Raw genomic sequence first — 21,163 nt, 5'->3', positions numbered from 1 at the left:
ATCCGCTGTCTCAAGCGCTATATCGCCCGCGAGCTCTACCGGATCATCACCAGCAACGATCAGGGTCCCAACGGTTGACATCAATAGGAGCATCCACGCGAGGCGACCTCACCCCCGCCCTGCTGCCGGACCTGCCCACCCAGGTGGCCGACGCGGTCCGGCTGGCCGTCACCGGAGGCCTGCACGTCATCCTCATCGGCGCCGCCGCCTTGTCCGTCGCCGGCTTCGCCATCGCCTGGCTGATCCGCGAAACCCCTCTGCGCACCGGCCCCGCCGACGACCCCGCCCCTGCCGCAACCCGTGATAGATAGGCTCAACATGCAATTCTTCTGTTACCACCGTGACCGGCCCGGCTCCGCGGCACTGCGCGAGAAGCTCGCCGAGGAGCACTGGTCCTACATGGACCGTTACGCGGCCGAGTTGATCGCCCGCGGCCCAACCCTCGACGGCGACACGGCCACCGGCAGCGTGCACATCGTCGACCTGCCCGATCCCGCCGCCGCGCGGGCGTTCGCCTTCGACGAGCCCAACCACCAGGCCGGCGTGTACCGGGACGTCCTGTTGCGCCGCTGGCGCAACATGCTGGGTCGCACTATGTGGGACTTCCCAGGAGGCCGCGAAGGCAGTAACCGCTACCTGGTTCTGGGCCTGGGCACGGGCCAGGCCGCCGACCTCGTTCCACCGACCGACCGACGGGACGACCTGATCGCCTACGGGCCGCTGCTGTCCGACGACGGCGCCATTTGGCTGGGCACCGCAGCCCTGGTCCGGGCGCCGGATCCGGGCACGGCCCGCACTTTCCTGACCTCGGCCTTGTACGCCGGCATCGAAGTCCACGAGTGGGAGTTCGGCGGACGACGATGATCACTGATCACCACCGGCAGACGGCGCCGCCCGGCCATCACCCAGGGCACCAAGGGGCCAGCGCCCCTCCCTGGCCATCGTCATTGTCAATACCCTGAAATCGTGGAGACGTTCTCTGCCACAGCGGTCCTCAGCAGGGCCGATGAGGCTTTGTCTCTTCTCGATCATGTGACGTTCGAAGGTGGTGGGCGGCAGGCCGTCGTTGGCGCTGTGCCGCCGGCTGGTGTTGTAGAGGTCGGCCATCCAGGTCGCGATCTTCATCGGAGGGCACCTCACTTCTTTTCGCGGCTCTCGCCTCGAGTTTCACCGCCGTGGATCCAGGCTGAGCAGCAGGAACATACCGCGCTCATACCGGCTTCTGCTTTGCTCACCGTGTGGATCGAGTCCAAGATGCTACGAACGGAGATCGCATGCGAAAGCTGGCACCGACACTTGCTTTGACCGCCACGCTCGGCCTGGCAACGATGGGCTCAATCGCCCTGATCAGCTCCACACCCAGCTCCGCATCAGCGGGCAGCGTTGCGGCGGCCAAGCCCACCTATTCAGTGACATGCAGTGCAAGTGCCGACCGGACCCCCAAGATCGACATCGGCAGAGCAGCGTGCAAGAACGTGCACACCTTCCGGGTCGTGATCCGTTGCAAGACCAAGGGGAGCGCGACGACGTCGACAAAGATCAACGGCCCGTGGAAGGAGTCCGGAGAGACATCCACGAGGCAGTGCCCTGCCGCGCTGCCATACATTGCCTCGGCGACCTACTCCTACTTGCTGGACACCTGACAATCGACGAGATCGCCAAGCTGTGAGGGTATGCGGGGCGCGCCGCACCACCTCCACGTCGATGCCCAGACCGGCACCGTGCGCGGCGACCGCGTTCTTGCCCCGGCATCGGTCCACGCTTTGGTCACGCTCGGGTTGGCGGCGGCGACCTGGGGTGCGACCGGAATACGGCCGAGACGTACCGCGGGCCACTGCCCGGTTGCCATAAGGGTGGATATCGAGCACGGCGACCTGCGCAAGATAGACAGTCGCGGAGTGATGCCCGAATATCCATCAGTGTTCGAGCCGGAACATCAGGCCCGCGACCAGGGCCGCCACGGAGGGTGGCCCTGGTCGCGGGCGTATTCCGGCCGTGCCCCAGCAACGAGGGGCTGTCCCCTCACGCATATCAACTAGGGATGGTCGCCCGCCTGGGCGTTAACCCCGCAGGTGACACCGTCCTCCGGACGGGCACCTACGAGGGATGGGAACTGAATACGTGAGAAAGGGGCCATGGCCCGATCTTGGCAGCGCTTTGAGAAGCTCAGGGTCTGCCGGCCAGGACCTGCAGTCTCGTGTTCGCGGCCTCGTGAACCTCCGGTGCCAGGGGATCGCCAGCCAACTCCCGCAGACGCGAACGGAATGCGGCCGTATCTGGTGCTGCCTCACACGCGCGCTGCTGAACCGTTGGCTCGCAATCGTCAAGTCCCTCGACCGCGACGATTTCGGCTTCATGTGGCGCGCATCCCCGAAGCCCGTCCAGAAATGTCTCCCGCGCACGTGAATGAACCGTGTCTTCCCACGCGGCCATGAGCTCGCTCGCGGCTTCGCGGATCTCCAACCGGCCCAGGCCTCGTGCTGGGATCTCGGCAGCGCACCATTCCCCAGCGGTGACTGTACGGTGCAGCGCGGCCAGCAACACCGGGGCGTCGCCCCGGTCTCCGACCTCTGCCACCACACGCTCCCCGAACGCGACGAGTGTGTCGTCGCCGCTGCCGATCCACGTGCGGGCGTGTGGCAGAGCGTCTGGCCCGAGGTGGTGGAGCGCCTGTGGGATGCCCGGCAGCCACCCTGCCGCGTTGCGTAGGCCCGGGTCTTCGGCGAAGTCGAAGACGATGCGATCGCCGCGCCTACCCAGTTCCCCCAGCGCCCGCCGCCGTTCGGAGCCGCCGGCAGCGACAAGCGCGACCAGGTCTTCGTTGTCGATGCCGGCGATTTCAGGTGGTGTGTCGCGTCTGGCCGGTCTGGGTGAGCGGGAGGCCTTGAGCTCGTCGATGATTCGCCGGACCCGTGGCTGGGACTGCGCGAACGTCGTCCACGGCTCCGTGTCGCACCAGATCGCCTGTGCAAGCTGCGCATCGTCGCGATTGGCGATGACGTCGTCAGCGAGCCCGTCCCAGATCGCGGGGAGCTTCATCGCCCCGCTGTAGCCGATCGCCTCAAGCGCCGTGAGCCAGTGCGGCCCGTCGGCGGCGTACCCACGCAGCACGGCCACCGCATCGAGTCGACCGACCATCGGAAGCAGGGCAAGGACCTGCAAGGCAAGCTCAACCGGTTCGACATCCTCGCCGTCGTACGTGACCAGGTGCTGTTGAATCGGTGCCAGTGGCAGATCGAGCCGAGCGACGAGACCGGCGAGATAGCTGCCGCGCTGGTCAACCTGTCGGTCCCAGCGCGTGTCCGTAACTACGCACTCATACACCGCGTCGGCGGCACCGGGGACGGTCGACGTGCGACGCACTGCGGCACCGCGTCCCCGTTGGAGCTGGCCACGGAAGGAGGCCGGACTGTCATATTCGATCATCGATATGCAGTATCCCCGTGGTGGAGGCGCTGAGCGAGCGAACAGCGGCCATGGCCATGATGCCCGGGCCAGGCCGCCATCATCGACGACCGGCGTACTGAGCTGCGCCGACGCCTGGCCGAGCCGGACCTGTCGTATGCCGCCTTCAACCGTGGGTACCGCGAACGGACCCGGTCCCGAGTCGGCCTCTGTCAGTGGCACCGGGGCGTGGTAGCAACATCTGGCGGGCCTACCAGATCGAGCTGCGCGAGCGCGGTGAGCCGCACCACGACCCTTGGGGAATCAATCCCTTCGAGCGCCGCTGAACTGCGCCGCTCCCATAAGGGTGCCACCGGAATATGGCAGAAACGGGCTGCGGGCCAAGGTAGTTGCTGGTCAGCGGATTGGCGTTGGGTGGCGTAGATCGGTCAGGTGCCAAGTGTCATTGCTGGCCGGCGTTCGTGATGCGGGCGGCGTACACGCGGTGTGCCTGGCGTTCGGCCGGTCCGGCGGAGCTGGCGGCGAGAGCGGCGCTCTCCTCTAGTGCAGCGCGAGCGGGGCGGTGACGGGGAGCGTGTGGTCCTGGCCGGGGATGGCCAGGGGTGCGTCGAGCTGGTTGGCAACTCGCGGGCGCGGGCGGCGTCCAAGACGGGGTGCCTGTAAGAAACGTGTCATGAGCCACAAACGGCGTTGATCTCACAGCTCACCGATCCAGGACCGCCCAGGCGGTAGAGGTCTGAGATCAGGGCCCTGTCTCGCGGCGTCGGCGGGCGGCGCGGATCTCGGCGTCGGCGACCTTGTCGTCGAGCAGCGCGTACAGCTGCGTCGTCTCGGTGGAGGCGTGGCCGAGGCGGCGGCGGACGGCCTCGATGGAGACGCCGGCATTGATCAGCTCGGTGGCATGCGCGTGGCGCAGCTGGTGGATGTCGATCTCGGCCTCGGCCTGCGCGCAGTAGGTCTGCCAGCGGTGGTGGGCGGCGTCGTAGGACAGCGGTCCGCCGCGGCCGTTGATGGAGGCGCGGAACAGTGGCCCGGCGGTGTAGCCGGCGCGGACGAGGTAGAGCTTGAGCAGGGTGACGTAGCCGCGGTCGTCGAGCAGGACGGTGCGGACGCTGCCGCCCTTGCCGTGGATGCGGACGTGTTCGTCGTCCAGGCGCAGGTCGAGGTCCTCGACGTACAGTCCGCAGACCTCCGAGGCACGGGCGCCGCAGACGTAGGCGGTCTCGAACAGCACCCGGTCCCGCAGCCGGTCCAGCGGCAGGTCCTTGCGCGGCCGCCGTGAGCAGATCACCGCCAGCACCTTGGCGACATCGGCGGCCGCGGCCGGGCGCGGCAGGGTCTTGGGCACCTTGACGGTGTCGATGCGGTCCATCGGGTTGGCCTGCAGGAGGTCGTGGCGGACGGCCCACTTGGTGAAGGAGGCGACGGCGGCGCGTTTGCGCTTGCGGCTGGCCGGTGACAGGTCGGCGAGCTCGGCCAGGTAGGCGCGGACCGGCGCGGCGGTCAGCTCGGCGAGTTCTTCGCCGTGGTGGGCGGCGAAGGCGATCAGGTCGCTGCGGTAGGCGCGCCGGGTGTGCGCCGACTTCCCGGCGTTGGCCAGGTCGGTGAGGAAGTCGTCGAGATGGCGGGCGAGCGGGTGGGAGCTGCCGAGCTGCTCGGCGATGACCGGATCCACCGTGCCGACCTCCACCATCCGCCGGGTTGCCAGATAACCGGGAAACGAAGCGTTCGCGCCGGACGGCGGTTGCCCAGCTCGGGCCCAGCCCGCAGTGGCCATCTTGCCAGATAACAACAGTTATCTAGCAACCGGTGGACCGGTAGCCGCTGGGGCGTCGTCTGCTGATTGTCAGTAAGGTGCAACCATGGTTACTGTAACTATGGTTACCGAAGAAGTTTGGCATGGTGTGGAGGAGACGATGACGGGCACGGCTGGGCAATGGGTGCTGCTGGCGTATCGCATTCCGCGTCAGCCATCGACGTTGCGGATCACGATCTGGCGCAAGCTGTACCGGCTCGGGGCGGCGCGGCTGGGCGACGGCCTGGTCGCACTGCCCGCCGACGCCCGGACCCGGGAGCAGATCGACTGGATCGCCGAGGAGATCGGCGAGATGGGCGGCAGCTCCACCGTGTGGCTGGCCGCCGCCGGCAGCGCCGCCCAGGAGAAAGCGATCGCCACCGAGATGCGCACCGCGCGGGCAGCGGAATACCGGGCGGTCCTCGATCAGGCCGAGGCGGCCGCCCGGGCCCGGCCGGGCGAGCGCAGCCGCGCTGCGAAGCGGCTGCAGGCCGAGCTGCGCAGGATCGGCCGGCGCGACTACTTCCCGCCCGCCGAGCGTGAGGCCGCGCAGCGCGCGGTGCGAGCGCTGGCCGACACCGTCTCCGACATCGATGCGGACACCGGCGTTGGTGCTGGTGCGAGCGAGGTCACGCGATGAGGTGGGCCACGCGCGCCGGCGTGCACATCGACCGGGCGGCATGCGCCTGGCTGATCCGGCGGCACCTCGATCCGGAGCCGGAGTTCGTGTTCGTCGACGACCCGTCGGCGGTGCCGGTCGGCGCGACGCCGTTCGACATGCGCGGGGCCGAGTTGTCGCATCACGGCGGTGACTGCAGCTTCGAGACGATCCTGCGCCGCTACGAGCTGGACGATCCGGTGCTGTGGAAGCTGGCCGAGATCGTGCACGAGGCCGACATCGACGACGAGCGCTTCGATGCCCCCGAGGCGCCCGGGGTGGATGTGATCCTGCGCGGGCTGTCCATGATCTGCGACGACGAGCGCGTGCTGGAGATCACCGGGCCGCTCTTCGACGGGCTGTACGAGTTCCACCGGCGGGCCCTGCTGCTAGGGCGGGAACCGGCATGACCCGTGCGGTCGGCTTCCTGCTGCCCCTCGGCCTGGCGCTGCCGTCCGTCATCGCCGGGGCCGCTAAGACCGCCTACGACCTGACCCTGTGGCGGATCTTCCGATCCGTTCGCCTGCCCGCCCCGCCCCTGGAAGGCCGTCATGACGATCGAAGCAACCCGTGATGTGATCCCGTTCCGCCAAGCCGTGCGGGCCTGGTTCCTGATCTCGCTGCAGACCTTCGGCGGCCCGGCCGGGCAGATCGCCGTCATGCAGCGCACCCTGGTGGAGGAGAAACGCTGGATCGGCCAGCAGCGTTTCAACCACGCGCTCAACTACTGCATGCTCCTGCCAGGGCCGGAGGCCCAGCAGCTGGCCATCTATGTCGGCTGGCTGCTCAACGGCACCCGGGGCGGGCTGGTGGCCGGGACGCTGTTCGTGCTGCCCGGCATGCTGGCGCTGCTGGTGTTGTCGGCTGTGTACGTCTTGTGGCAGGACACCACGGTGGTGACGGCGCTGTTCGCCGGGATCGCCCCGGCGGTGCTGGCGATCGTCGCCCAGGCCGTCATCCGGGTCGCCAAGCGTTCACTCACCCACCCGTTCTTCGTCGCCCTGGCCGTGGTCGCCTTCGCCGCGCTCGCGCTGTTCGCCGTGCCGTTCCCGGTCGTGGTCGCCGCCGCGGCGCTCGTCGGATGGCTGGTCCACCGGCTGGCCCCGCATGTCTTCACGGCGGGCAACGGGCACGGCGGGGACGGCGGGCCGGCGCCGCTGATCCCGGACGACGCCCTGCATCACGCCCAGCCCAGTGGGCGCTCGGCGGCCAAGATCCTGGCCATCGGGCTGGTCGCCTGGTGGCTGCCGGTCGCCGCGGTGGCGCTCCTGCTCGGCACCGACAGCGTGTTCACCACCCAAGGCCTGTTCTTCTCCGGCACCGCCCTGGTCACCTTCGGCGGCGCCTACGCCGTGCTGGCCTTCGTCGCCCAGCGGGCCGTCGAGGTCTACGGCTGGCTGACCCCAGGAGAGATGGTCCGCGGCCTGGCCCTGGCAGAGACCACCCCCGGGCCGCTGATCATGGTGGTGCAGTTCGTCGCGTTCCTCGGCGCCTACCGCGACCCCGGCGCCCTCACGCCGTGGGCCGGTGCGCTGCTGGGGGCGCTGCTGACGACCTGGGTCACGTTCGTGCCGTGCTTCCTGTTCATCTTCCTCGGCGCCCCCTACGTCGAGAAGCTGCGGCACAACACCGCCATCAGCGCCGCGCTCACCGGCATCACCGCCTCGGTCGTCGGCGTCATCGCCAACTTGGCTCTCTACTTCGCCGAGCACACCCTGTTCGGGCAGACCTTCGCCTGGGCCTGGGGTCCGTTCACCGTGCAGGTCCCCGAGCTCGGCACGCTCAACCCCGTCGCCCTGGCCATCACGGCGGCGGCGCTGGTCATGACGTTCGTGCTGAAGTGGCCGATGCTGCGCATCCTCGGCATCTGCGCGCTGCTCGGCATCGGCACGGTGCTCCTGCCCGGGTAGCGGCCACCAGCGCCGCGCCGGCCCGGCCCGGCACGTAGGGGAGGAACCGCAGGATCCGGGCTACTGCGGTTCGCGCTGCTGGGCGGCATCCGCGCCGCCGCTCAGCGGCAGACGCTTGGCCACGTCCAGCCGCACCTCGCCGTAGGGCTGGACGTGCTGCCAGAACAGCGGGGTCAGCCCGCGCCGGTCGGCCGGTTTGAGCAGCTCAGCCGACTCGGGGTCGGCCAGGACGTCCTGCAGCATCAGGGTGTTGATGTACACGAGCGCGGCCTGCAGGATGCGCAGGCACAACACGCTCATCTCCAGCTCCTCGCGCCGGTTGGTGGCGATGTCACCGCCCTTGCCGTAGAAGATGACCGAGTTTGCTCCGTTGGAGGACTCCACCACGTTGAGCCCTTCCTGGATCTCCCGCTGCAGCTCGCGCAGGCGCAGATAGCGGGCCACGAAGATGGTCTTCTGCGCGCGGCCGACCTCTAGCATGGCCTGGTAGGTCGGGTGCGAGGCGGACTCGGTGAAGCGGCGCAAGATGGCCTCGGTGGAGGCGGTGCCCTGCTTGATCGCGGTCGCGTATTTGATCATCTGATCGTAGTTCTGCTCGATCAGCTCCCACCTGATCGGCCGGGTCATCGCCGGCGTCAACCGCGGGTACAGATCGCTCTCGCCGCTCTCCACCCGGTACAGCTTGACCTTGTTGATCTGCTTGATGCGCGGCAGCAGGTCAAAGCCCAAGAGCCGGGTCACGCCGAACCCGATTTCGGTCTGGCCGTGGGAGTCGACGTAGTTGCCCTCGACCTTCATGGTGGTGCCGTGCCGCACCGCGCCCTCGATCATCGCGTGCACCTCCGAGGCCGAGGCGCGCAGGGCCTGGGAGTGCACCACCATGGACCCACGCTCGATGTGCCAGTAGATGAGGATGCCGCGGCCTCCATACCGCGAATGCCACTCGGTAAAAATATTCTGATCGTAGGCGCGCACGTGCGTGGAGTCAGAGGCCACGGTGGTCGTCCCCTCGCCCCACAGCTCGGTGTCCCGGGCGGTGAAGGTGGCGTTCGCGATGGCGATCGCGATGTCGGTGGCGACCTGCGGGGTCAGATAGCGGCGCCGGACGTAGCGGATGTCGTCCTCGCTGTGGGCGTGGCCACCGGAGGCCACGGCCCGGATGCCGGTGTTGGTGCCGTATCCGAAGATCGCGAGCATCAGCCGCTCGGCCAGGACCTCGGGGGCTTGAGACTGGAGGTGCCCGCCACCGAGGTGACCGCCTTCAGGCAGCCGGTGCGCAGCACCGCCTCCTTGAGCATGTCGATCAGCGGGACCGAGCCCCAGCGGCGGCCCACCTCGTTCTTGATCCGGCGCAGGTTCCGCGGCTCATCCGCCGGGCCGATCTTCGTCAGCTTGATCGCGCCGGACTTGCGCTCGGAGATCGTCACCCAGTCCAGCTTCGGCAGTGCGGTGTCGAGCGCCTCCAGCTCGGCGCGCATCTCGGCCTTCAACTCGGCGATGAAGTCGGCCGGGTCCAGCGGCTTGCGCAGCTCGGCGTAGTTCTCCACGCGGCGGGCGGCGAAATCCTTGGGCAGGTCCTCCTCCGGGTCGCGGAAGGAATGGGCGCCGGCCACCCAGATCTCCTTGCACCGCAGGGCCTCGCGCAGCGCCTGGAAGGTGACGATCTCATACACCATCCGCACCACCCGCCGGCGTCCGCGCTTGTCCTTCTTGAACACCAGGTCCTCCCAGTCGCCGGCGGTGCCGCGGTGCTCGGGCACCACCTCGCCGCGCGGGTAGTAGGTGGTGTTGCCCGCATTGGCGTAGCGGCGGATCAGCTTCAGCGCCTCGATCACCGGCTGGAAGGCGGTGTTGTTGCTCTTGAACTCCAGGGTGTCCAGCAGCGCGATCAGGCCGCGCCGGTAGTGGTTGGTGTAGGAGGCGCGCAGCGTGGTCTGCACCGTGGTGCAGTAGGCCGGGCCCTTGGTCTTGAACTCGTGCACCAGCTCCTTGAGTGTCTGCTCGCCGCGAACTCAGCCGGGAGGCGATCCGCACCGACCAGGCGACCTCCGCGCTGTGCAGGGCCGAGGCCACGATCCGGGAGATCCGACCAGGCGCCGACGGTTCGATCCGTTCCTCGCGCAGATGCTTGAGCAGTTCCTCCCGGACCCGTTCAGGCCGTCGCTCGGCGTGTGCGACCTCCTCGGCCAGCCACACCGCCAGCTTCGTTGCGTCCTCGGTCGTGCAGGTGCGAAAGCCCAGGTGCGTGCGGATCTGATGGCGGTGGTACTCGATCGTGGAGCCGGACCACTCGTAGAAGCCGAATTCCGAGGCAGGAACCCGGACCTGCTTGGCCACGTGCTCAACCACGTCGTCCGGCAGCTCTGAACGGCCGCGCGGGAACCTGCCGTGCTGCGTGTAGAACTTCAGCAAGATCGCGAATCCGAGTCGAGTGGCGTCGCGCTTTCCGGCGATCAGGTCGCGCTCTTCGTCCAGGATCGTCCAGTGCTCGACCAGATCGTCGATGTGCATCGGGGGGGTGTTTCATGACCAACCAGCATTGACCAGGCAAGTCACAGCAAGATCAACGCCGTTTGGGGCTCATGACACGTTTCTTACCGGCATCCCAAGACACGGCGGATGGTCTTGGGGGCGACCTGGTGCTGACGGGCCAGTGCTTTGACGGCGGCGACGCCTTCCCGGGTGTTCTCGCTGATCATGTCGCGCTGGAACTCCAGCACGGCGGCAAGGACCGAGACCACCATCTTGGTGCCGGGTCATCGCTGGCCAGGTCGATCCCCGACAGGAGCTCGGATTCGACCCGCAGGCGCAGGCCCCAGAAGAAGCGGCTGTGGCTGGCGCAGTAGCCGTATTCGGCCCACCCTGCCAGCTCGGAGCGTTTGACGGTCTCGCGGGAGCGGCCGCATTCCACCGAGGTGGTGGTGGCCAGGATCCGGTTGACGCTTCGCATCAGACCGGCGGACTTGCGCGGCCGCTTGGTGTAGCCGGGCTGCTGGGGCAGGTAGGGGAAGAGGTGGCGCAGGTGGGCACGGGCATGGCGGAGCCATTTGGCCTCGGAGGTGTAGCCGAGTATGACCTGCATCGTGGCGAGGGTGACCAGTTCGGCATCGCTCAGGCGGGGCGTAATGCCGACCCGCGGGCGCCACGGCGCCAGGTCAGGCTGCTCCTTCAGCATGTCGTCGGTCGTCGCATAGAGTGCTGTCGCGAGGGTGTCCACGTCGTTCGTCACAGAACGATCTTGGACACCCTCGTTCTCGTCTCCGCAGGCACCCCTTGGACCACACCACCAGGAGGAGGAACCAGTGTCATGCCCGCAACTGCTCACCCCCGAGGAGAAGCTCGCCGACGCGAAGAAGCTGTTGAGCCTCCCGCGTATCGTCGTGATCTGCGGCTCCACCCGCTTCATGACCGAGATGAACGACGCCGATCTGCGGGAGACCAAAGCCGGAAAGATTGTCGTCAAGCCGGGCTGTGACTTGAAGTCGCCGCACGAACTTTGGTCCGATCCTGTCGAGGCCGAGGCGCTGAAGGTTCGACTCGACGATCTGCACCGGGCGAAGATCCGGCTCGCTGATGAGGTGCTCGTAGTCGGCGACTACATCGGAGACAGCACCCGAGCCGAAATCGCCTACGCCCGGTCGCTGGGCAAGCCCGTGCGGTTCACGCACCCCGAAGTCGACCCTGACGCCTGACCGCCCGCCGCCCACCCCACACCCTCCGCAGGCATCCCTTGGAATTGATCATCTAGTAGGGCGGCCATGCCCGATCGTGCCCTTCCCAGGTCGCCCGGGGTTGATTTCGGGAGTCCTGCGCGGGGTCCTCAAGGGATGTCTGCAGGAGGTCGGCAGGGATTCGGTCGACGGCGATGGAGATTACTTCGGCGGGTGTAGGGATCTCCATCGGGTCGGGGTTGTTGCGCCCCTTGCTGATGGTGTACCCACCGGCTCCTCGTGGTGCGTCAATCCAGGCGAAGGGCCGGGAGAACGGGTAGTCGGGCTTGCTGGAGAAGCCCAGCGCCCAGTGGCTGGTGTAGGGGTAGAGCCGTCGCAGCATGGGTTCGGCGTAGGCGGCCTCGATGAGTGCTCGGTACGCGGGCCAGTCGGCGTCGCGGGCGTCTTTGAGCAGGTACTGCCACTCTGAGGCGATGATGGCGGCGGGGTTCTTGTCGGGGACCTCGAAACGTCCGGTCAGGAGGTCAAAGGGCGCAGCCTGGTCGATCTCGTCGAGGCTGGTTCCTTCGGCCCAGCCACGAATCACTTCGGGAAGCTCACGCATGTCCTTGGTGTCACCGCAGATCATGAGTCTGTCGTTGGACGAACCCCAGATGGCCCAGCGCCGTTCGTGATGCCACGCCGTGACGTAGGACGAGTGGCGGTGCGGGACGACGCTGGCGATCGTGGCATGGCGGAGTGGATCAGAGGGAGTGACGGCCAGGGGAAGGGACAGGCCCCGGCCGGCGGCTGCGGCGTGGAGTGCTGCGGCGAGGCTGCCGTGGGCGGCCACGTCCGGGTAGAGGACGGCTGGGTCGGGTTCGCGGCTCATAAGATTCCGATCTTCTGCCCGTGCAGTGTTGCCGTGGCGGCCATCGTAGGAGGCGAAAAGGGGAGGCGTAAGTCGGGATCGGATTGGATCGACGGCCCGTTCCATCAGGTCGGGCATGGCATGCAGATCGGATCCGGCGAGGGGGCGGAGTCGACCGATTCCGCCCCCCTTATCCATCGCGTCGCCCGTCCGTAGGGCAGCGCCTTTACGGGGCGAACAAAACGCGAGACTCAAGATCGAGGCTCGTGGTCGGGGCGGTCGCCGGTGGCGTGAGGTTGAGGATCCAGTTGCCGAACCGGCGGATGATGTGGGTGATGTAGGGCGAGATGATGGCCAGGTCGTCGAGGTCCACGGGGTGGCCGTCGGCGGCGATGACGTTGGCGGAGTCCGTGATGTCCTGGGCGGTGGAGTAAATCACGCAGTTGGCCAGCAGAGCAGCTCGTTGAACTCGATGATCTTCTCTTGATAGTCGGGGTCGTTGTGGCCGATGAGCTTGCCGCCGAACCTCAGCCAATCGGCGAAGTTATGGAAGGACTCGTTACGGTTGGTGACCTGGGTGATCTGCTCGCGAAGGTCTGAATCCGACAGATGCCGCAACAGCGTGATCGTCCTGACCGCACGGCCGAGCTCGCGAAGGGCCCGGTAGAGCCGGTTCTCTCTGATCGAGATCGCGGTGCGCAGCAGGTCTGTCCAGTGTCTTCGTGGATGGTGTCGGCTGGATCTCCGAGGCGTTCCGTGACAAATTTCGCCCCACACACAAACGCGACTCGCCCCGTCCGGCCCCCCTTAGGCAGGCGCAATGTCGACATCACGCCTGGCATTGATGGCAAGCCTAGACTTTGACGATGCTCGAGATCCTCGACAACCTGGACATGTTGTCCCGGCCTCACCTTGACCTCACGACGGTCGAGATGGGTGGGATAACCCTGGGGGCATCGACAGCCAGGATTCCACGCCGGAGCATCATCGACGCTCAGTCCTCCGTAGTCACCCGATACCACAGCGGAGCCGGCGTCGACAGGGAGTATTACGACGCTGACGGGCGGCGGCTGACTCTCGACGAGGTCGTCGACCATGCTTCTCGGTCAGAGGGATTCTTGTACTGCGCCGACAAACTCACCTACAAGGTTCGAACCGGGGCAGTCGTCGGTTTCACGATCTACGGCCCTCATCTGTCCTACTTTGACCATTTGACCTCGTACGAGGAATTCCTGACCGCGTTCAGCAGACCCGACCGGGTGCGCGAAGACGAGGCTTACGGCGACCTCATGGGCTTCGACAATTATTACTGGGGCGCGCACAAGTATGTGAGGTGGGACGCCTGGGACCACCGCGTGAGCCTGATCAACCTGGGCTCCTTCGAGGGAAACGCAGGCCCGTGACCGGGCGCACCCGTCCAGCGTGGCGTGATCTTGGCAAGACCTGCTGGATGGAGCCGTTCTGCTGAGGTTGAAGACAAGCCAGCCGTCAGTGTCTGGGCCGAGGTCATCGAGCAAGCATCGCAGACGCCTCGCTATGGCGGTGTGCCGTTCGGTCTCGCGGTCCCAACTCGGGAGCGCTGTCGTGAAAGGGGCGCAAGCCCCGCCACGTCGGCGCGGGCGAAGGCGTAGCGGCCCAGAAAGTTGATGTGCTCGTGCTGGAGTGGCGACAGCCGCGCGCACATCTCATCGGTGACCGGGAAGCCCTGCTCGCGCAGGTGCTTGACGGCGGCGTGGTTGTCGCCGCGGAACTCGCCGCCGAGGCGGAGAGCCAAGGGCACGCCCTGCACGGTTTCGCGGCCCACCCCAGCGTGAGCACGCTTGCAGCACAGACATGAGTAAGCCTCGGATGTCGGGGGCTTTGACACGGCCTTGTCACGATCGCGGTAACAATGGGTCGCTATCTACTCATCCTCTGTTATGGTCCCAACTTGTCCCTAATTGGGATGACCTTTACCTGAGGAGGAACATGAGGAACGCGAAGAGGGTTGCCGCCCTTACCGCGGCGGTGGCGACCGCCACCGCACCCCTGCTGGCCCTCGCATCCCCGGCGATGGCCGAGCAGTCCGCCAAGCCCACCCAGACCGTCCAGAACCTGCCGCTGGAGTGGCTCTCGCTCGACGCGCTCAGCGGGACCAAGCTGCTGCAGCGTGGCAAAGACCTGCTGAGCAAGGGCTATGTCCCCACGGCGCTGAACGTGACCAACGTGGCCAGCCCGCAATACACGTCCCTGTGGACCAAGGACGCCACCCGCAAGGTCAACGTACTGCAGGGCCTGTCGGCCACGGACCTGCCCAAGCGCATCAAGGAGCAGCTGGCGGCCGGCTACCAGCCCAAGCTGATCAGCGGCACCGGCTCGGGCGCGGGCGCGGTCTTCGGGGCGGTCTTCGAGAAGACCACGCAGCTGGCCAAGTCCCAGCTGAGCATGTCCAAGGAGACCTTCGCGAAGGTCAACGCCGAGTTCACCGCCGCCGGCTACAGCATCGCGTCCCTGGACGTGTACGGCACGGTGGAGAGGCCCCTGTACGCGGCCGTCTGGGTGGCCGGCGGCGCCACCGGAGCCGTTCAGGTGACCCTCGGCCAGACCGTGCAGGAGCGCGGCCAGGAGCTGCTGGCGAAGACCAAGCAGGGTCTGCGTCCGGTCCTCATGGCCGTCGAGCCCGGCAAGCTGTACACCACCGTGTGGAGCAAGGGCAGCGCGACCGGCCTGAAGGAGTACCTGAGCCTGTCCAAGGTCACCTACACGGTCAAGTCCGCCCAGTTGAAGGCGCTGGGGTATCGGCCGCAGATCCTGAGCGCCGAGGACGGCGTGATCGCGTCGATCTGGAGCAAGAGCTAGCAACCGGTGATCTGCCGGGTGAGGGCGGCGCCTTCGACCGGCCGGAAGATCACCCGATGACGTCGCGGCCCGCGGTTCCGGCCTGAGTCCGACACCGCAACAGTGTGCTGGTCACGCTTGCCGATCCCCGCGAGTTCCGGCCGCGATCTCGTACGTCCGCTCCCCAGTGCTACGGGAACCCCGAGAGCCTCTCTTCGAACACATGGTCCTCCACAGGCGGGGGACCATGTGCGTGACCCGTCACGGAGAGGCAGAACTCGGCGACCGACAGCATTGGGGAGCGCTCGTCGTCCGCACCCTTCAACACCTTCGACGGCCGATGCCGGCGGCGCGCAGCTGCTCGACCAAGGAGACGGCCTTGTCGAGTTCGGGACGGGTGGCGGCGCGGGTGGAGATCTTGGCGAGGGGGCAGGCGTGGGCCTCCACGCGGACGTGGTCGTCGTCGCGCACCGCGGAAGTGCTTCAAAAGACACTCAGTCAGACAAGGTGCGCCTCATATGCGGCGATGACCAGGTGGACGCGGGTCCGGGCATCGAGCTTGGTCAGCAGGTTGCTGACGTGCGTTTTCACCGTGCTGAGGCTGACGTACAGGCTTTGGGCGATCTCTGCGTTGGACATGCCCCGGGCGACCAGGACGAGGACCTCACGCTCGCGGTCGGTGATGTCGAGGCCACCTGCCCGCGATGGCGGGTTCACGAACCGCTGGATCAACCGCCGCGTGGCGGTCGGCGCCAGCAGCGACTCGCCCGACGCGATGACGTTCATGCTCCTGATCAGTTCGGCGGGTGGCGTGTCTTTGAGCAGGAAGCCCGCGGCGCCCGCCTGGAGCGCTCCGTAGACGTACTCGTCCAGGTCGAACGTGGTCACCATGAGCACGCGCGTCCTCGGATGGTCGGCGCAGATGCGACGCGTGGCCTCGATGCCATCCATCTCCGGCATACGCACGTCCATGAGCACCAGGTCGGGGTGATCGCGAGCGCTCGCTGTCACCGCCTGCGCGCCCGTCGCGGCCTCGCCGACCGTCTGGAACCCCCGCGTGGAGTCGATCAACCTGCGGAAGCTCGCCCTGATGAGCGTCTGATCGTCGGCCACCAGCACCCTGATCACAGCGGTAGCCTCGCCATCACACGGAAGCCGCGTACGGGGCGAGCGCCTGCCTCGAACTCGCCGCCGAAGAGGTGCACGCGCTCGCGCAGCCCTGTCAGGCCGTGTCCGTACGGCTGTGCCCGGCCTCGCGTGCCGTCATCGGTGACCTGCACCGTCAGCCCGTCCGCTTGCCGTTCGATCCGCACCAGGACATGGCGGGCTCCAGCGTGTTTGAGCACGTTGGTCAGCGCCTCTTGCACGATCCGGTAGACCGTCGGCTCCATCTCCCCGCCCACATCGCCGTTGATCTTCATGTCCACCTCCAGGCCCGCCGCCCTGGTCCTGTCGACGAGCGCGTCGAGATCGGCCAGTCCGGGGGCGGGCGCGAGTTCGGCCTCGCCGTCCTCACGTAGCACACCGAGCAACTGCCTGGTTTCCCGCAGGGCCGACCTGCTGGTCTCCTCGATCGAGGCCAGCGTGCGGCTCATCTCCTCCGCCCTGCCCACATGGCCTGCCACGCCCGCCTGCACGGCGATCGTGCTGAGACTGTGGCCGATGAGGTCGTGCAACTCCCTGGCGATGCGCAGCCGTTCCGCCATCGCCTCCGCACGTGCCCGCTCTTCCGCCTGCGCGGCGAGTTGCTCGGTGTAGAGCCGGCGCTGGCGTACGGCCGTACCGGCGGCCCATGAGGCAGTCAAGATCGCCAGTACCAGCCCGAGCCGGTCACGCACCACGGCCGAGACCGGGACTTCCACCACGCCCTGCATGGCGACCACGCCGGCCACGAGCAGCGGGAGCACGGCCTTGCTGCGCGTGGCCAGCGTGTACAGCGCAAGAGGCAGGCAGAGCAGGTCGGCGTGCGGGATGAGGAATTCGCGCATCCCCAGGCCGCCCAGCAGGACGATCACGAACACCGGGAGCGGCCACAACCGCCTGACCGCCACCGGCAGGCTCGTCGCGAGGGCCGCCGCATAGTCCAGCACGTCGGGCTCCGACACGTTCCTCGATGCGGCGAGCCCGATGAAAGAGGCTGCGAAGACCAGGGCGATCCCGGCGTCGATCGTCACCCAGGTCCAGGCCGGCACCCGGCTCAGCAGGGGAAGTCGGATCTGTTCGCGCACGGTATGAACCTAGCCCGGTCGCCGGGCCGGCCGTATCGGTCCCAAGACCGATGCGCGACGGGTCGGTCACGGCAGATCGTGAGAGACATGATCGAAGTCACCGGACTGACCAAACGCTTCCAACGGACACTTGCCGTGGACGACCTCTCCTTCACGGTCTCGCCCGGCAGGATCACCGGCTTCCTCGGTCCGAACGGCGCCGGCAAGACCACGACCATGCGGCTGCTCCTCGGCCTCGACCAGCCCACCGCCGGACGGGCCACGGTGAACGGCCTGCCCTACCGGGAGCTGAAAAGGCCCCTCACCCAGGTCGGCGCGCTGCTGGACGCGACCGCGGTGCAGGGCGGGCGGCGGGCGGAGCAGCACCTGTGGTGGCTGGCCCGCTCCAACGGCATCTCCCGCACCCGCATCGGCGGGCTCTTGGAGTTCGTGGGGCTCGGCCACGCGGGAGGCAAGCGCGTCGGCGGATTCTCGCTGGGCATGAAGCAGCGGCTGGGGCTCGCCGCGGCTCTGCTCGGCGATCCGGAGGTGCTCGTGCTCGACGAGCCCACCAACGGACTCGACCCCGAAGGCATCCGCTGGATGCGCGGCCTGCTCAAGTCCCTCGCCGCCGAGGGCCGCACCGTGCTCGTGTCGAGCCACCTGATGAGCGAGATGGCGGTCACGGCCGACCACCTGATCGTCGTCGCCCAGGGCCGGTTGCGCGCCGACGCCGCGATCACCGAGCTGGTAGGCCCGGGCATGTCGCTGGAGGACGCGTTCATGAACGTCATCGAAGGGAGCGCCCCGTGAGCGCGGTCGCCGCCGAGTGGATCAAGCTGCGGAGTATGCGTTCGACCTGGTGGGCGCTGGGCATCGGGGTGCTGGTGTCGCTCGTGCTCACCGTGCTGGGCGCCGCCACCGTCATCTCGCGCTGGGATCCCGCCCGTACGAGCGATCAGGCCGCCATGGGAATCGTCGTGGCCGTGTACGTGGGAGTGGTCCTGGCTCAGCTTCCGCTCGGCATGCTGGGCACGATGAGCATCAGCGGCGAGCACGCGTCCGGCATGATCGACACGACGTTCGTCGCAACACCGTCCAGGGCCAGGGTGTTGATGGCCAAGGCGGTAGTCCTGAGCGGAGCCGCGGTCGGCGGTTCGCTGCTCATCTCCGTGCCTGGCTATCTCTTCGGGCGGTTCGTCGCCGCGGAGTTCCGCCCCTCGCTGCTGCCTGCCGGAGCCTGGACGGTGATCGCCGGCGGCACGCTGATGATCGTGGTCACCACGCTGCTCGGACTGGCACTCGGTACGATCCTGCGCAACGGCGCTGTGGCGACGGCGGCGCTGGTGGCGATCGTTCTCGTGCTGCCGTTCCTCGCCATGAACCTGCCCTGGGGCGAGCAGATCAGCCCGTTTCTGCCGGCGTACCCGGCGCTCCAACTGATCGAGCAGGTCCCAGGCATCATGCCGACCTGGACGGCGTTCACTGCGCTCGCCGCGTGGGCGGTGATCCCGCTGTCGATCGCGATGATCGCCAACGAGCGATCCCGCCACGGATCCTGACGCCCAGGTCCTGCCTGAGCCGCCACACTTGCCGGGCCAGAGCCAGAGAAGGTTCATCCATCGGCATGCTTCTCGTCCCGGCGCCGGCGCTCGCGCCGGACTGAGGCGGTCAGTGGCGGTGTGCCGAACCGGCCTGACCTACCGGCGGGGTGGCGTGGAGCGGACCAGCACATCCCGCCGGCAGCCATGATCATCGCTCGTACTTCAGGAGCCGTCCTCGTCGAAGTCCTCCTCCTCGTCGCGAGCATCAGGGGTCCCGGTAGTAATGACGAAATTTCCAACGAGGTACCGCCTGACCTGCGGCAACGGTGTGCCCTGCGGATAAGGTCTCGGTTGGATTACGGTGGTGGGCCACGTGCCCAGCGCTCACATCTGGATCTTCGCCGTGTTCTGTTCGTCGTGGTCGCGAGCATGCGCAAGACGGTGGCGGGTGAGGGGCGCCGGCCTTTCTTCCTGCCCTGGGCGATGACGAGGCGGGCGGCGATCTCGCGGAGACTGAGGTCCTGCTCGCGCAGGTGGAGGGCCATGGACAACATGGCGGGATCGGTGACGGTGGCGCCGCCGATGGCCTTGCCGTTCTTGCGGGCGGATTCGTGGCCTTCTAGCGTACGGTCGCGGATGTATTCGCGTTCCATCCCCGACAAGGCGGCCAGCACGGTGAACACCACGCCGGAGGGGTCGTGGACGCCTTGAAGTTCGCCGGTGAGGAACTGCAGGCCGACGTCGTGGGCGCGCAGTTGTTCGGCGAGTTCGGCCAGGGCCAGGCCGCGGCCGAGCCGCTTGTGCTCGTGGACGACCAGGGTGACGGCGATGCCGGAGGCGCGCATCTCGCGGGCCAGGACCACGGCCCGCTCGAGTTCGGGTCGTCTTGTTGCGCGGGTGGAGATTTTCTCGGAGAAGATCCGGCTCACTTCGGCGGCCTTGAGGGAGTCGAGCTGGGTGTCCAGCGACTGCCGCAGTGTCGAGGCGCGGGCGTAGCCGATCTTGGCGTGCCCGGACGTCTGGGTCGCGGCGGCGGCAGGGCGGGGCAGTTCCGTCCAGGTCGAGCCCGGTCTGCGCAGCGCCGGGGTCGGCACGTTGAGCGCCTTGGCCAGGGAGGGGGCGAACCGGAAGCGGGCGGTGTGGTACTGGGTGGCGACCTTGCCCTTGCCGGTGCGGCACGGGGAGCCGGCCGGGGCCGCGCAGGAGGACATCGGGCAGTCATGGGCCTCCACGCGGAGGAAGTCGTCATCGCGTACCCCGAGATTGTTTCATGGGTGCGTTTCATTCGCACAGTGTTTCGCACCGACCTATGAAACGGCGAACGTCCAGCATGCTTCCGAGGCGGGCGGCTGTTTCACAAGCGAGCGCTTATGAAACAGCCGCAGGGCACTCACTCTCGGGGTCTGAACATTGGAACCGGATCGTGCGCTAAGCGTTTGTCTTGGTGACCCCTGGTTTGACCGCTCGTGATCGCTACCAGAAGCCTTCGAGGGTCTTGTCATAGACCTACGGGAGGTTCGCGGTGCCGGTCGAGTTCTTGTCCGATGAACAGGCTGCGGGGTTCGTCTCGTTTCAGGGGCCACCTACGCGTGTCATCTGGAAAGTACTTCTTCCTTGATGACGCCGACCGTGAGGCGATCGAGTCCAAGCGCAGGCATCTGGCTCGATCGTGTAGTCAGCAGCCACATACGGCTGGGGCGGAACGAAGAAGGTGTCGTCCTCACGCCGCACTTCGACTTGGGCATCCTGATGTTCGGCTGAGCGTGCTGGCGCTGGTGCGGCGCTGAAGTCCGATCCGGGATCAGATGGGGCCCGTCCCGGCGGATCAGGCCGCGTCACCCCGTCTACGAGTGCGTATGAGCCTCTTCGTGGGCCTCTTCGAGAGAAGATCCCGCCAGGAGCGCCGCGACCCCACTGGCGAATTTGGAGCACTCGAAGATGTCCTCGTGCGGGCAGACCAGGCCATGGGCGATGGCCGTACGTGCCACTTGGGCCTGCGCGATCCGTTGATCCAGCTCGGCGAGCTTGCGCTGGTACAGCTCCCGCCAGCCGTCGCTGGCCGGCGAACGAGACGCGAGCAACGTTTTGATCTCCCGCAACGTGAAACCGACATCTCGCAGCGCCACGACCACGCCGACCAGCCCGACCGCCGATGGCGGATACCGGCGTTGGCCTGAGACCCGGTCCGGTGCCGGGACCAGGCCGAGCTCCTCCCAGTAGCGCAGAGCGGAGGTGGCGAGACCGGTACGGCTCGCCAGCTCACCGATCGTCAGCTGCTCCTCCATTTGACTTCAAGCATACTTGAA

General features: G+C 67.4%; 27 protein-coding genes and 2 pseudogenes. 13 read left to right on the top strand and 16 right to left on the bottom strand.

Annotation, left to right across the window (positions count from 1 at the left end; translation table 11 throughout):
- Positions 1 to 74 precede the first annotated feature (74 nt).
- Both ACIBQX_RS50040 and ACIBQX_RS50035 read left to right on the top strand, forming a co-directional pair.
- Entirely contained in the window at positions 75 to 311 is a 237-nt protein-coding gene (locus tag ACIBQX_RS50040) for a hypothetical protein (RefSeq protein ID WP_397017762.1), read from the top strand.
- 7 nt (positions 312 to 318) lie between these two features.
- Positions 319 to 864 (top strand): YciI family protein, encoded by a 546-nt coding sequence (locus ACIBQX_RS50035; RefSeq protein WP_397017761.1) that lies wholly within the window; start codon positions 319 to 321, stop codon positions 862 to 864.
- Here the strand turns inward: ACIBQX_RS50035 and ACIBQX_RS50030 are convergent, their stop codons facing one another.
- Complete coding sequence (locus ACIBQX_RS50030; RefSeq protein ID WP_397017760.1) at positions 865 to 1,125, bottom strand: hypothetical protein; 261 nt, start codon at positions 1,123 to 1,125, stop codon at positions 865 to 867.
- A 149-nt stretch (positions 1,126 to 1,274) separates the two neighbouring features.
- Here ACIBQX_RS50030 and ACIBQX_RS50025 point away from each other — a divergent pair, with 149 nt between their 5' ends.
- Positions 1,275 to 1,643, top strand: coding sequence for a hypothetical protein (locus ACIBQX_RS50025; RefSeq protein WP_397017759.1), 369 nt, complete (start codon positions 1,275 to 1,277; stop codon positions 1,641 to 1,643).
- Positions 1,644 to 2,166: 523 nt separating this feature from the next.
- On the opposite strand, the gene ACIBQX_RS50020 is transcribed toward ACIBQX_RS50025, so the two are convergent.
- Positions 2,167 to 3,426 carry a hypothetical protein gene (locus ACIBQX_RS50020; RefSeq protein WP_397017758.1) on the bottom strand — a complete coding sequence of 420 codons (1,260 nt, stop codon included), beginning with the start codon at positions 3,424 to 3,426 and terminating at the stop codon, positions 2,167 to 2,169.
- Between the two features lie 721 nt (positions 3,427 to 4,147).
- Positions 4,148 to 5,080 (bottom strand): tyrosine-type recombinase/integrase, encoded by a 933-nt coding sequence (locus ACIBQX_RS50015; RefSeq protein WP_397017757.1) that lies wholly within the window; start codon positions 5,078 to 5,080, stop codon positions 4,148 to 4,150.
- 241 nt (positions 5,081 to 5,321) lie between these two features.
- Here ACIBQX_RS50015 and ACIBQX_RS50010 point away from each other — a divergent pair, with 241 nt between their 5' ends.
- Genes ACIBQX_RS50010 through chrA form a run of 4 tightly spaced genes read left to right on the top strand, consistent with a single transcriptional unit; the run spans position 5,322 to position 7,768 of the window.
- Positions 5,322 to 5,840, top strand: a complete 519-nt coding sequence (locus tag ACIBQX_RS50010) for a Chromate resistance protein ChrB (RefSeq protein WP_397017756.1) — start codon at positions 5,322 to 5,324, stop codon at positions 5,838 to 5,840.
- Positions 5,837 to 6,268 (top strand): chromate resistance protein ChrB domain-containing protein, encoded by a 432-nt coding sequence (locus ACIBQX_RS50005; RefSeq protein ID WP_397017755.1) that lies wholly within the window; start codon positions 5,837 to 5,839, stop codon positions 6,266 to 6,268. Before ACIBQX_RS50010 ends, ACIBQX_RS50005 begins: the two co-directional genes overlap by 4 nt.
- Positions 6,265 to 6,432 (top strand): hypothetical protein, encoded by a 168-nt coding sequence (locus tag ACIBQX_RS50000; RefSeq protein ID WP_397017754.1) that lies wholly within the window; start codon positions 6,265 to 6,267, stop codon positions 6,430 to 6,432. Before ACIBQX_RS50005 ends, ACIBQX_RS50000 begins: the two co-directional genes overlap by 4 nt.
- Positions 6,410 to 7,768: a chromate efflux transporter gene (chrA, locus tag ACIBQX_RS49995; RefSeq protein WP_397017753.1), complete on the top strand. Its 1,359-nt coding sequence runs from the start codon at positions 6,410 to 6,412 to the stop codon at positions 7,766 to 7,768. The genes ACIBQX_RS50000 and chrA overlap by 23 nt, the downstream gene beginning before the upstream one ends.
- 60 nt (positions 7,769 to 7,828) lie before the next feature.
- On the opposite strand, the gene ACIBQX_RS49990 is transcribed toward chrA, so the two are convergent.
- The 3 genes and pseudogenes from ACIBQX_RS49990 to ACIBQX_RS49980 all read right to left on the bottom strand — a co-directional run.
- Positions 7,829 to 8,965, bottom strand: a complete 1,137-nt coding sequence (locus tag ACIBQX_RS49990) for a transposase (RefSeq protein WP_397017752.1) — start codon at positions 8,963 to 8,965, stop codon at positions 7,829 to 7,831.
- Complete coding sequence (locus tag ACIBQX_RS49985; RefSeq protein ID WP_397017764.1) at positions 8,965 to 9,750, bottom strand: hypothetical protein; 786 nt, start codon at positions 9,748 to 9,750, stop codon at positions 8,965 to 8,967. The genes ACIBQX_RS49990 and ACIBQX_RS49985 overlap by 1 nt, the downstream gene beginning before the upstream one ends.
- Positions 9,751 to 9,889: 139 nt before the next feature.
- Positions 9,890 to 10,222: pseudogene (locus tag ACIBQX_RS49980) on the bottom strand (DUF4158 domain-containing protein); the annotation flags it as partial.
- Here ACIBQX_RS49980 and ACIBQX_RS49975 point away from each other — a divergent pair.
- Entirely contained in the window at positions 10,157 to 10,297 is a 141-nt protein-coding gene (locus ACIBQX_RS49975; RefSeq protein ID WP_397017763.1) for a hypothetical protein, read from the top strand. The pseudogene ACIBQX_RS49980 and the gene ACIBQX_RS49975 overlap by 66 nt on opposite strands.
- Positions 10,298 to 10,463: 166 nt before the next feature.
- Here the strand turns inward: ACIBQX_RS49975 and ACIBQX_RS49970 are convergent, their stop codons facing one another.
- Positions 10,464 to 10,997 carry a hypothetical protein gene (locus tag ACIBQX_RS49970; RefSeq protein ID WP_397017751.1) on the bottom strand — a complete coding sequence of 178 codons (534 nt, stop codon included), beginning with the start codon at positions 10,995 to 10,997 and terminating at the stop codon, positions 10,464 to 10,466.
- On the opposite strand from ACIBQX_RS49970, the gene ACIBQX_RS49965 reads away from it, so the two are divergent.
- Entirely contained in the window at positions 10,978 to 11,460 is a 483-nt protein-coding gene (locus tag ACIBQX_RS49965) for a hypothetical protein (RefSeq protein ID WP_397017750.1), read from the top strand. The two genes, ACIBQX_RS49970 and ACIBQX_RS49965, sit on opposite strands and share 20 nt — an antisense overlap.
- Positions 11,461 to 11,512: 52 nt before the next feature.
- On the opposite strand, the gene ACIBQX_RS49960 is transcribed toward ACIBQX_RS49965, so the two are convergent.
- The 3 genes from ACIBQX_RS49960 to ACIBQX_RS49950 form a co-directional block, all read right to left on the bottom strand.
- Positions 11,513 to 12,310, bottom strand: a complete 798-nt coding sequence (locus ACIBQX_RS49960; protein ID WP_397017749.1) for a DUF6193 family natural product biosynthesis protein — start codon at positions 12,308 to 12,310, stop codon at positions 11,513 to 11,515.
- Positions 12,311 to 12,515: 205 nt separating this feature from the next.
- Positions 12,516 to 12,728, bottom strand: a complete 213-nt coding sequence (locus ACIBQX_RS49955; RefSeq protein WP_397017748.1) for a hypothetical protein — start codon at positions 12,726 to 12,728, stop codon at positions 12,516 to 12,518.
- Entirely contained in the window at positions 12,725 to 13,066 is a 342-nt protein-coding gene (locus ACIBQX_RS49950; RefSeq protein ID WP_397017747.1) for a Tn3 family transposase, read from the bottom strand. Before ACIBQX_RS49950 ends, ACIBQX_RS49955 begins: the two co-directional genes overlap by 4 nt.
- A gap of 89 nt (positions 13,067 to 13,155) precedes the next feature.
- Between ACIBQX_RS49950 and ACIBQX_RS49945 the strand changes: the two genes are divergently transcribed.
- Positions 13,156 to 13,692, top strand: coding sequence for a hypothetical protein (locus tag ACIBQX_RS49945; protein WP_397017746.1), 537 nt, complete (start codon positions 13,156 to 13,158; stop codon positions 13,690 to 13,692).
- 131 nt (positions 13,693 to 13,823) lie between these two features.
- On the opposite strand, the gene ACIBQX_RS49940 is transcribed toward ACIBQX_RS49945, so the two are convergent.
- Positions 13,824 to 14,069 carry a Tn3 family transposase gene (locus ACIBQX_RS49940; RefSeq protein ID WP_397017745.1) on the bottom strand — a complete coding sequence of 82 codons (246 nt, stop codon included), beginning with the start codon at positions 14,067 to 14,069 and terminating at the stop codon, positions 13,824 to 13,826.
- A 188-nt stretch (positions 14,070 to 14,257) separates the two neighbouring features.
- Here ACIBQX_RS49940 and ACIBQX_RS49935 point away from each other — a divergent pair, with 188 nt between their 5' ends.
- On the top strand, positions 14,258 to 15,127 hold the full coding sequence (locus tag ACIBQX_RS49935) for a hypothetical protein (protein WP_397017744.1): 870 nt from the start codon (positions 14,258 to 14,260) through the stop codon (positions 15,125 to 15,127).
- A 300-nt stretch (positions 15,128 to 15,427) separates the two neighbouring features.
- Here ACIBQX_RS49935 and ACIBQX_RS49930 read toward each other — a convergent pair whose 3' ends face one another.
- From ACIBQX_RS49930 to ACIBQX_RS49920, 3 genes are read right to left on the bottom strand one after another with little or no spacing between them, the layout of a single operon-like run.
- Entirely contained in the window at positions 15,428 to 15,577 is a 150-nt protein-coding gene (locus tag ACIBQX_RS49930) for a hypothetical protein (protein ID WP_397017743.1), read from the bottom strand.
- 27 nt (positions 15,578 to 15,604) lie between these two features.
- On the bottom strand, positions 15,605 to 16,234 hold the full coding sequence (locus tag ACIBQX_RS49925) for a response regulator (RefSeq protein ID WP_397017742.1): 630 nt from the start codon (positions 16,232 to 16,234) through the stop codon (positions 15,605 to 15,607).
- Positions 16,231 to 17,334 carry a sensor histidine kinase gene (locus tag ACIBQX_RS49920; RefSeq protein WP_397017741.1) on the bottom strand — a complete coding sequence of 368 codons (1,104 nt, stop codon included), beginning with the start codon at positions 17,332 to 17,334 and terminating at the stop codon, positions 16,231 to 16,233. The genes ACIBQX_RS49925 and ACIBQX_RS49920 overlap by 4 nt, the downstream gene beginning before the upstream one ends.
- 87 nt (positions 17,335 to 17,421) lie before the next feature.
- Here ACIBQX_RS49920 and ACIBQX_RS49915 point away from each other — a divergent pair.
- Positions 17,422 to 18,069 (top strand): annotated as a pseudogene (locus tag ACIBQX_RS49915) (ABC transporter ATP-binding protein); the annotation flags it as partial.
- A 53-nt stretch (positions 18,070 to 18,122) separates the two neighbouring features.
- Complete coding sequence (locus ACIBQX_RS49910) at positions 18,123 to 18,875, top strand: ABC transporter permease (protein WP_397017740.1); 753 nt, start codon at positions 18,123 to 18,125, stop codon at positions 18,873 to 18,875.
- Between the two features lie 338 nt (positions 18,876 to 19,213).
- On the opposite strand, the gene ACIBQX_RS49905 is transcribed toward ACIBQX_RS49910, so the two are convergent.
- Both ACIBQX_RS49905 and ACIBQX_RS49900 read right to left on the bottom strand, forming a co-directional pair.
- Complete coding sequence (locus ACIBQX_RS49905; RefSeq protein WP_397017739.1) at positions 19,214 to 20,068, bottom strand: recombinase family protein; 855 nt, start codon at positions 20,066 to 20,068, stop codon at positions 19,214 to 19,216.
- Positions 20,069 to 20,701: 633 nt separating this feature from the next.
- Positions 20,702 to 21,142: a MerR family transcriptional regulator gene (locus ACIBQX_RS49900; protein WP_397017738.1), complete on the bottom strand. Its 441-nt coding sequence runs from the start codon at positions 21,140 to 21,142 to the stop codon at positions 20,702 to 20,704.
- Positions 21,143 to 21,163 lie beyond the last annotated feature (21 nt).

The organism is Nonomuraea sp. NPDC049714, assembly GCF_044465295.1.
Taxonomy (GTDB): domain Bacteria; phylum Actinomycetota; class Actinomycetes; order Streptosporangiales; family Streptosporangiaceae; genus Nonomuraea.
The sequence above is the reverse complement of the archived record's forward strand: the minus strand, read 5'-3'. Positions and strand labels throughout refer to the sequence as shown.

Excerpts from the sequence above, each read along its gene's own strand:
- ACIBQX_RS50035 (WP_397017761.1), top strand. The coding sequence starts at position 319 with ATGCAATTCTTCTGTTACCACCGTGACCGGCCCGGCTCCGCGGCACTG.
- ACIBQX_RS50030 (WP_397017760.1), bottom strand. The coding sequence starts at position 1,125 with ATGAAGATCGCGACCTGGATGGCCGACCTCTACAACACCAGCCGGCGG.
- ACIBQX_RS50025 (WP_397017759.1), top strand. The coding sequence starts at position 1,275 with ATGCGAAAGCTGGCACCGACACTTGCTTTGACCGCCACGCTCGGCCTG.
- ACIBQX_RS50020 (WP_397017758.1), bottom strand. The coding sequence starts at position 3,426 with ATGATCGAATATGACAGTCCGGCCTCCTTCCGTGGCCAGCTCCAACGG.
- ACIBQX_RS50010 (WP_397017756.1), top strand. The coding sequence starts at position 5,322 with ATGACGGGCACGGCTGGGCAATGGGTGCTGCTGGCGTATCGCATTCCG.
- ACIBQX_RS50005 (WP_397017755.1), top strand. The coding sequence starts at position 5,837 with ATGAGGTGGGCCACGCGCGCCGGCGTGCACATCGACCGGGCGGCATGC.
- ACIBQX_RS50000 (WP_397017754.1), top strand. The coding sequence starts at position 6,265 with ATGACCCGTGCGGTCGGCTTCCTGCTGCCCCTCGGCCTGGCGCTGCCG.
- chrA (WP_397017753.1), top strand. The coding sequence starts at position 6,410 with ATGACGATCGAAGCAACCCGTGATGTGATCCCGTTCCGCCAAGCCGTG.
- ACIBQX_RS49990 (WP_397017752.1), bottom strand. The coding sequence starts at position 8,965 with ATGCTCGCGATCTTCGGATACGGCACCAACACCGGCATCCGGGCCGTG.
- ACIBQX_RS49960 (WP_397017749.1), bottom strand. The coding sequence starts at position 12,310 with ATGAGCCGCGAACCCGACCCAGCCGTCCTCTACCCGGACGTGGCCGCC.
- ACIBQX_RS49945 (WP_397017746.1), top strand. The coding sequence starts at position 13,156 with ATGCTCGAGATCCTCGACAACCTGGACATGTTGTCCCGGCCTCACCTT.
- ACIBQX_RS49935 (WP_397017744.1), top strand. The coding sequence starts at position 14,258 with ATGAGGAACGCGAAGAGGGTTGCCGCCCTTACCGCGGCGGTGGCGACC.
- ACIBQX_RS49905 (WP_397017739.1), bottom strand. The coding sequence starts at position 20,068 with ATGTCCTCCTGCGCGGCCCCGGCCGGCTCCCCGTGCCGCACCGGCAAG.
- ACIBQX_RS49900 (WP_397017738.1), bottom strand. The coding sequence starts at position 21,142 with ATGGAGGAGCAGCTGACGATCGGTGAGCTGGCGAGCCGTACCGGTCTC.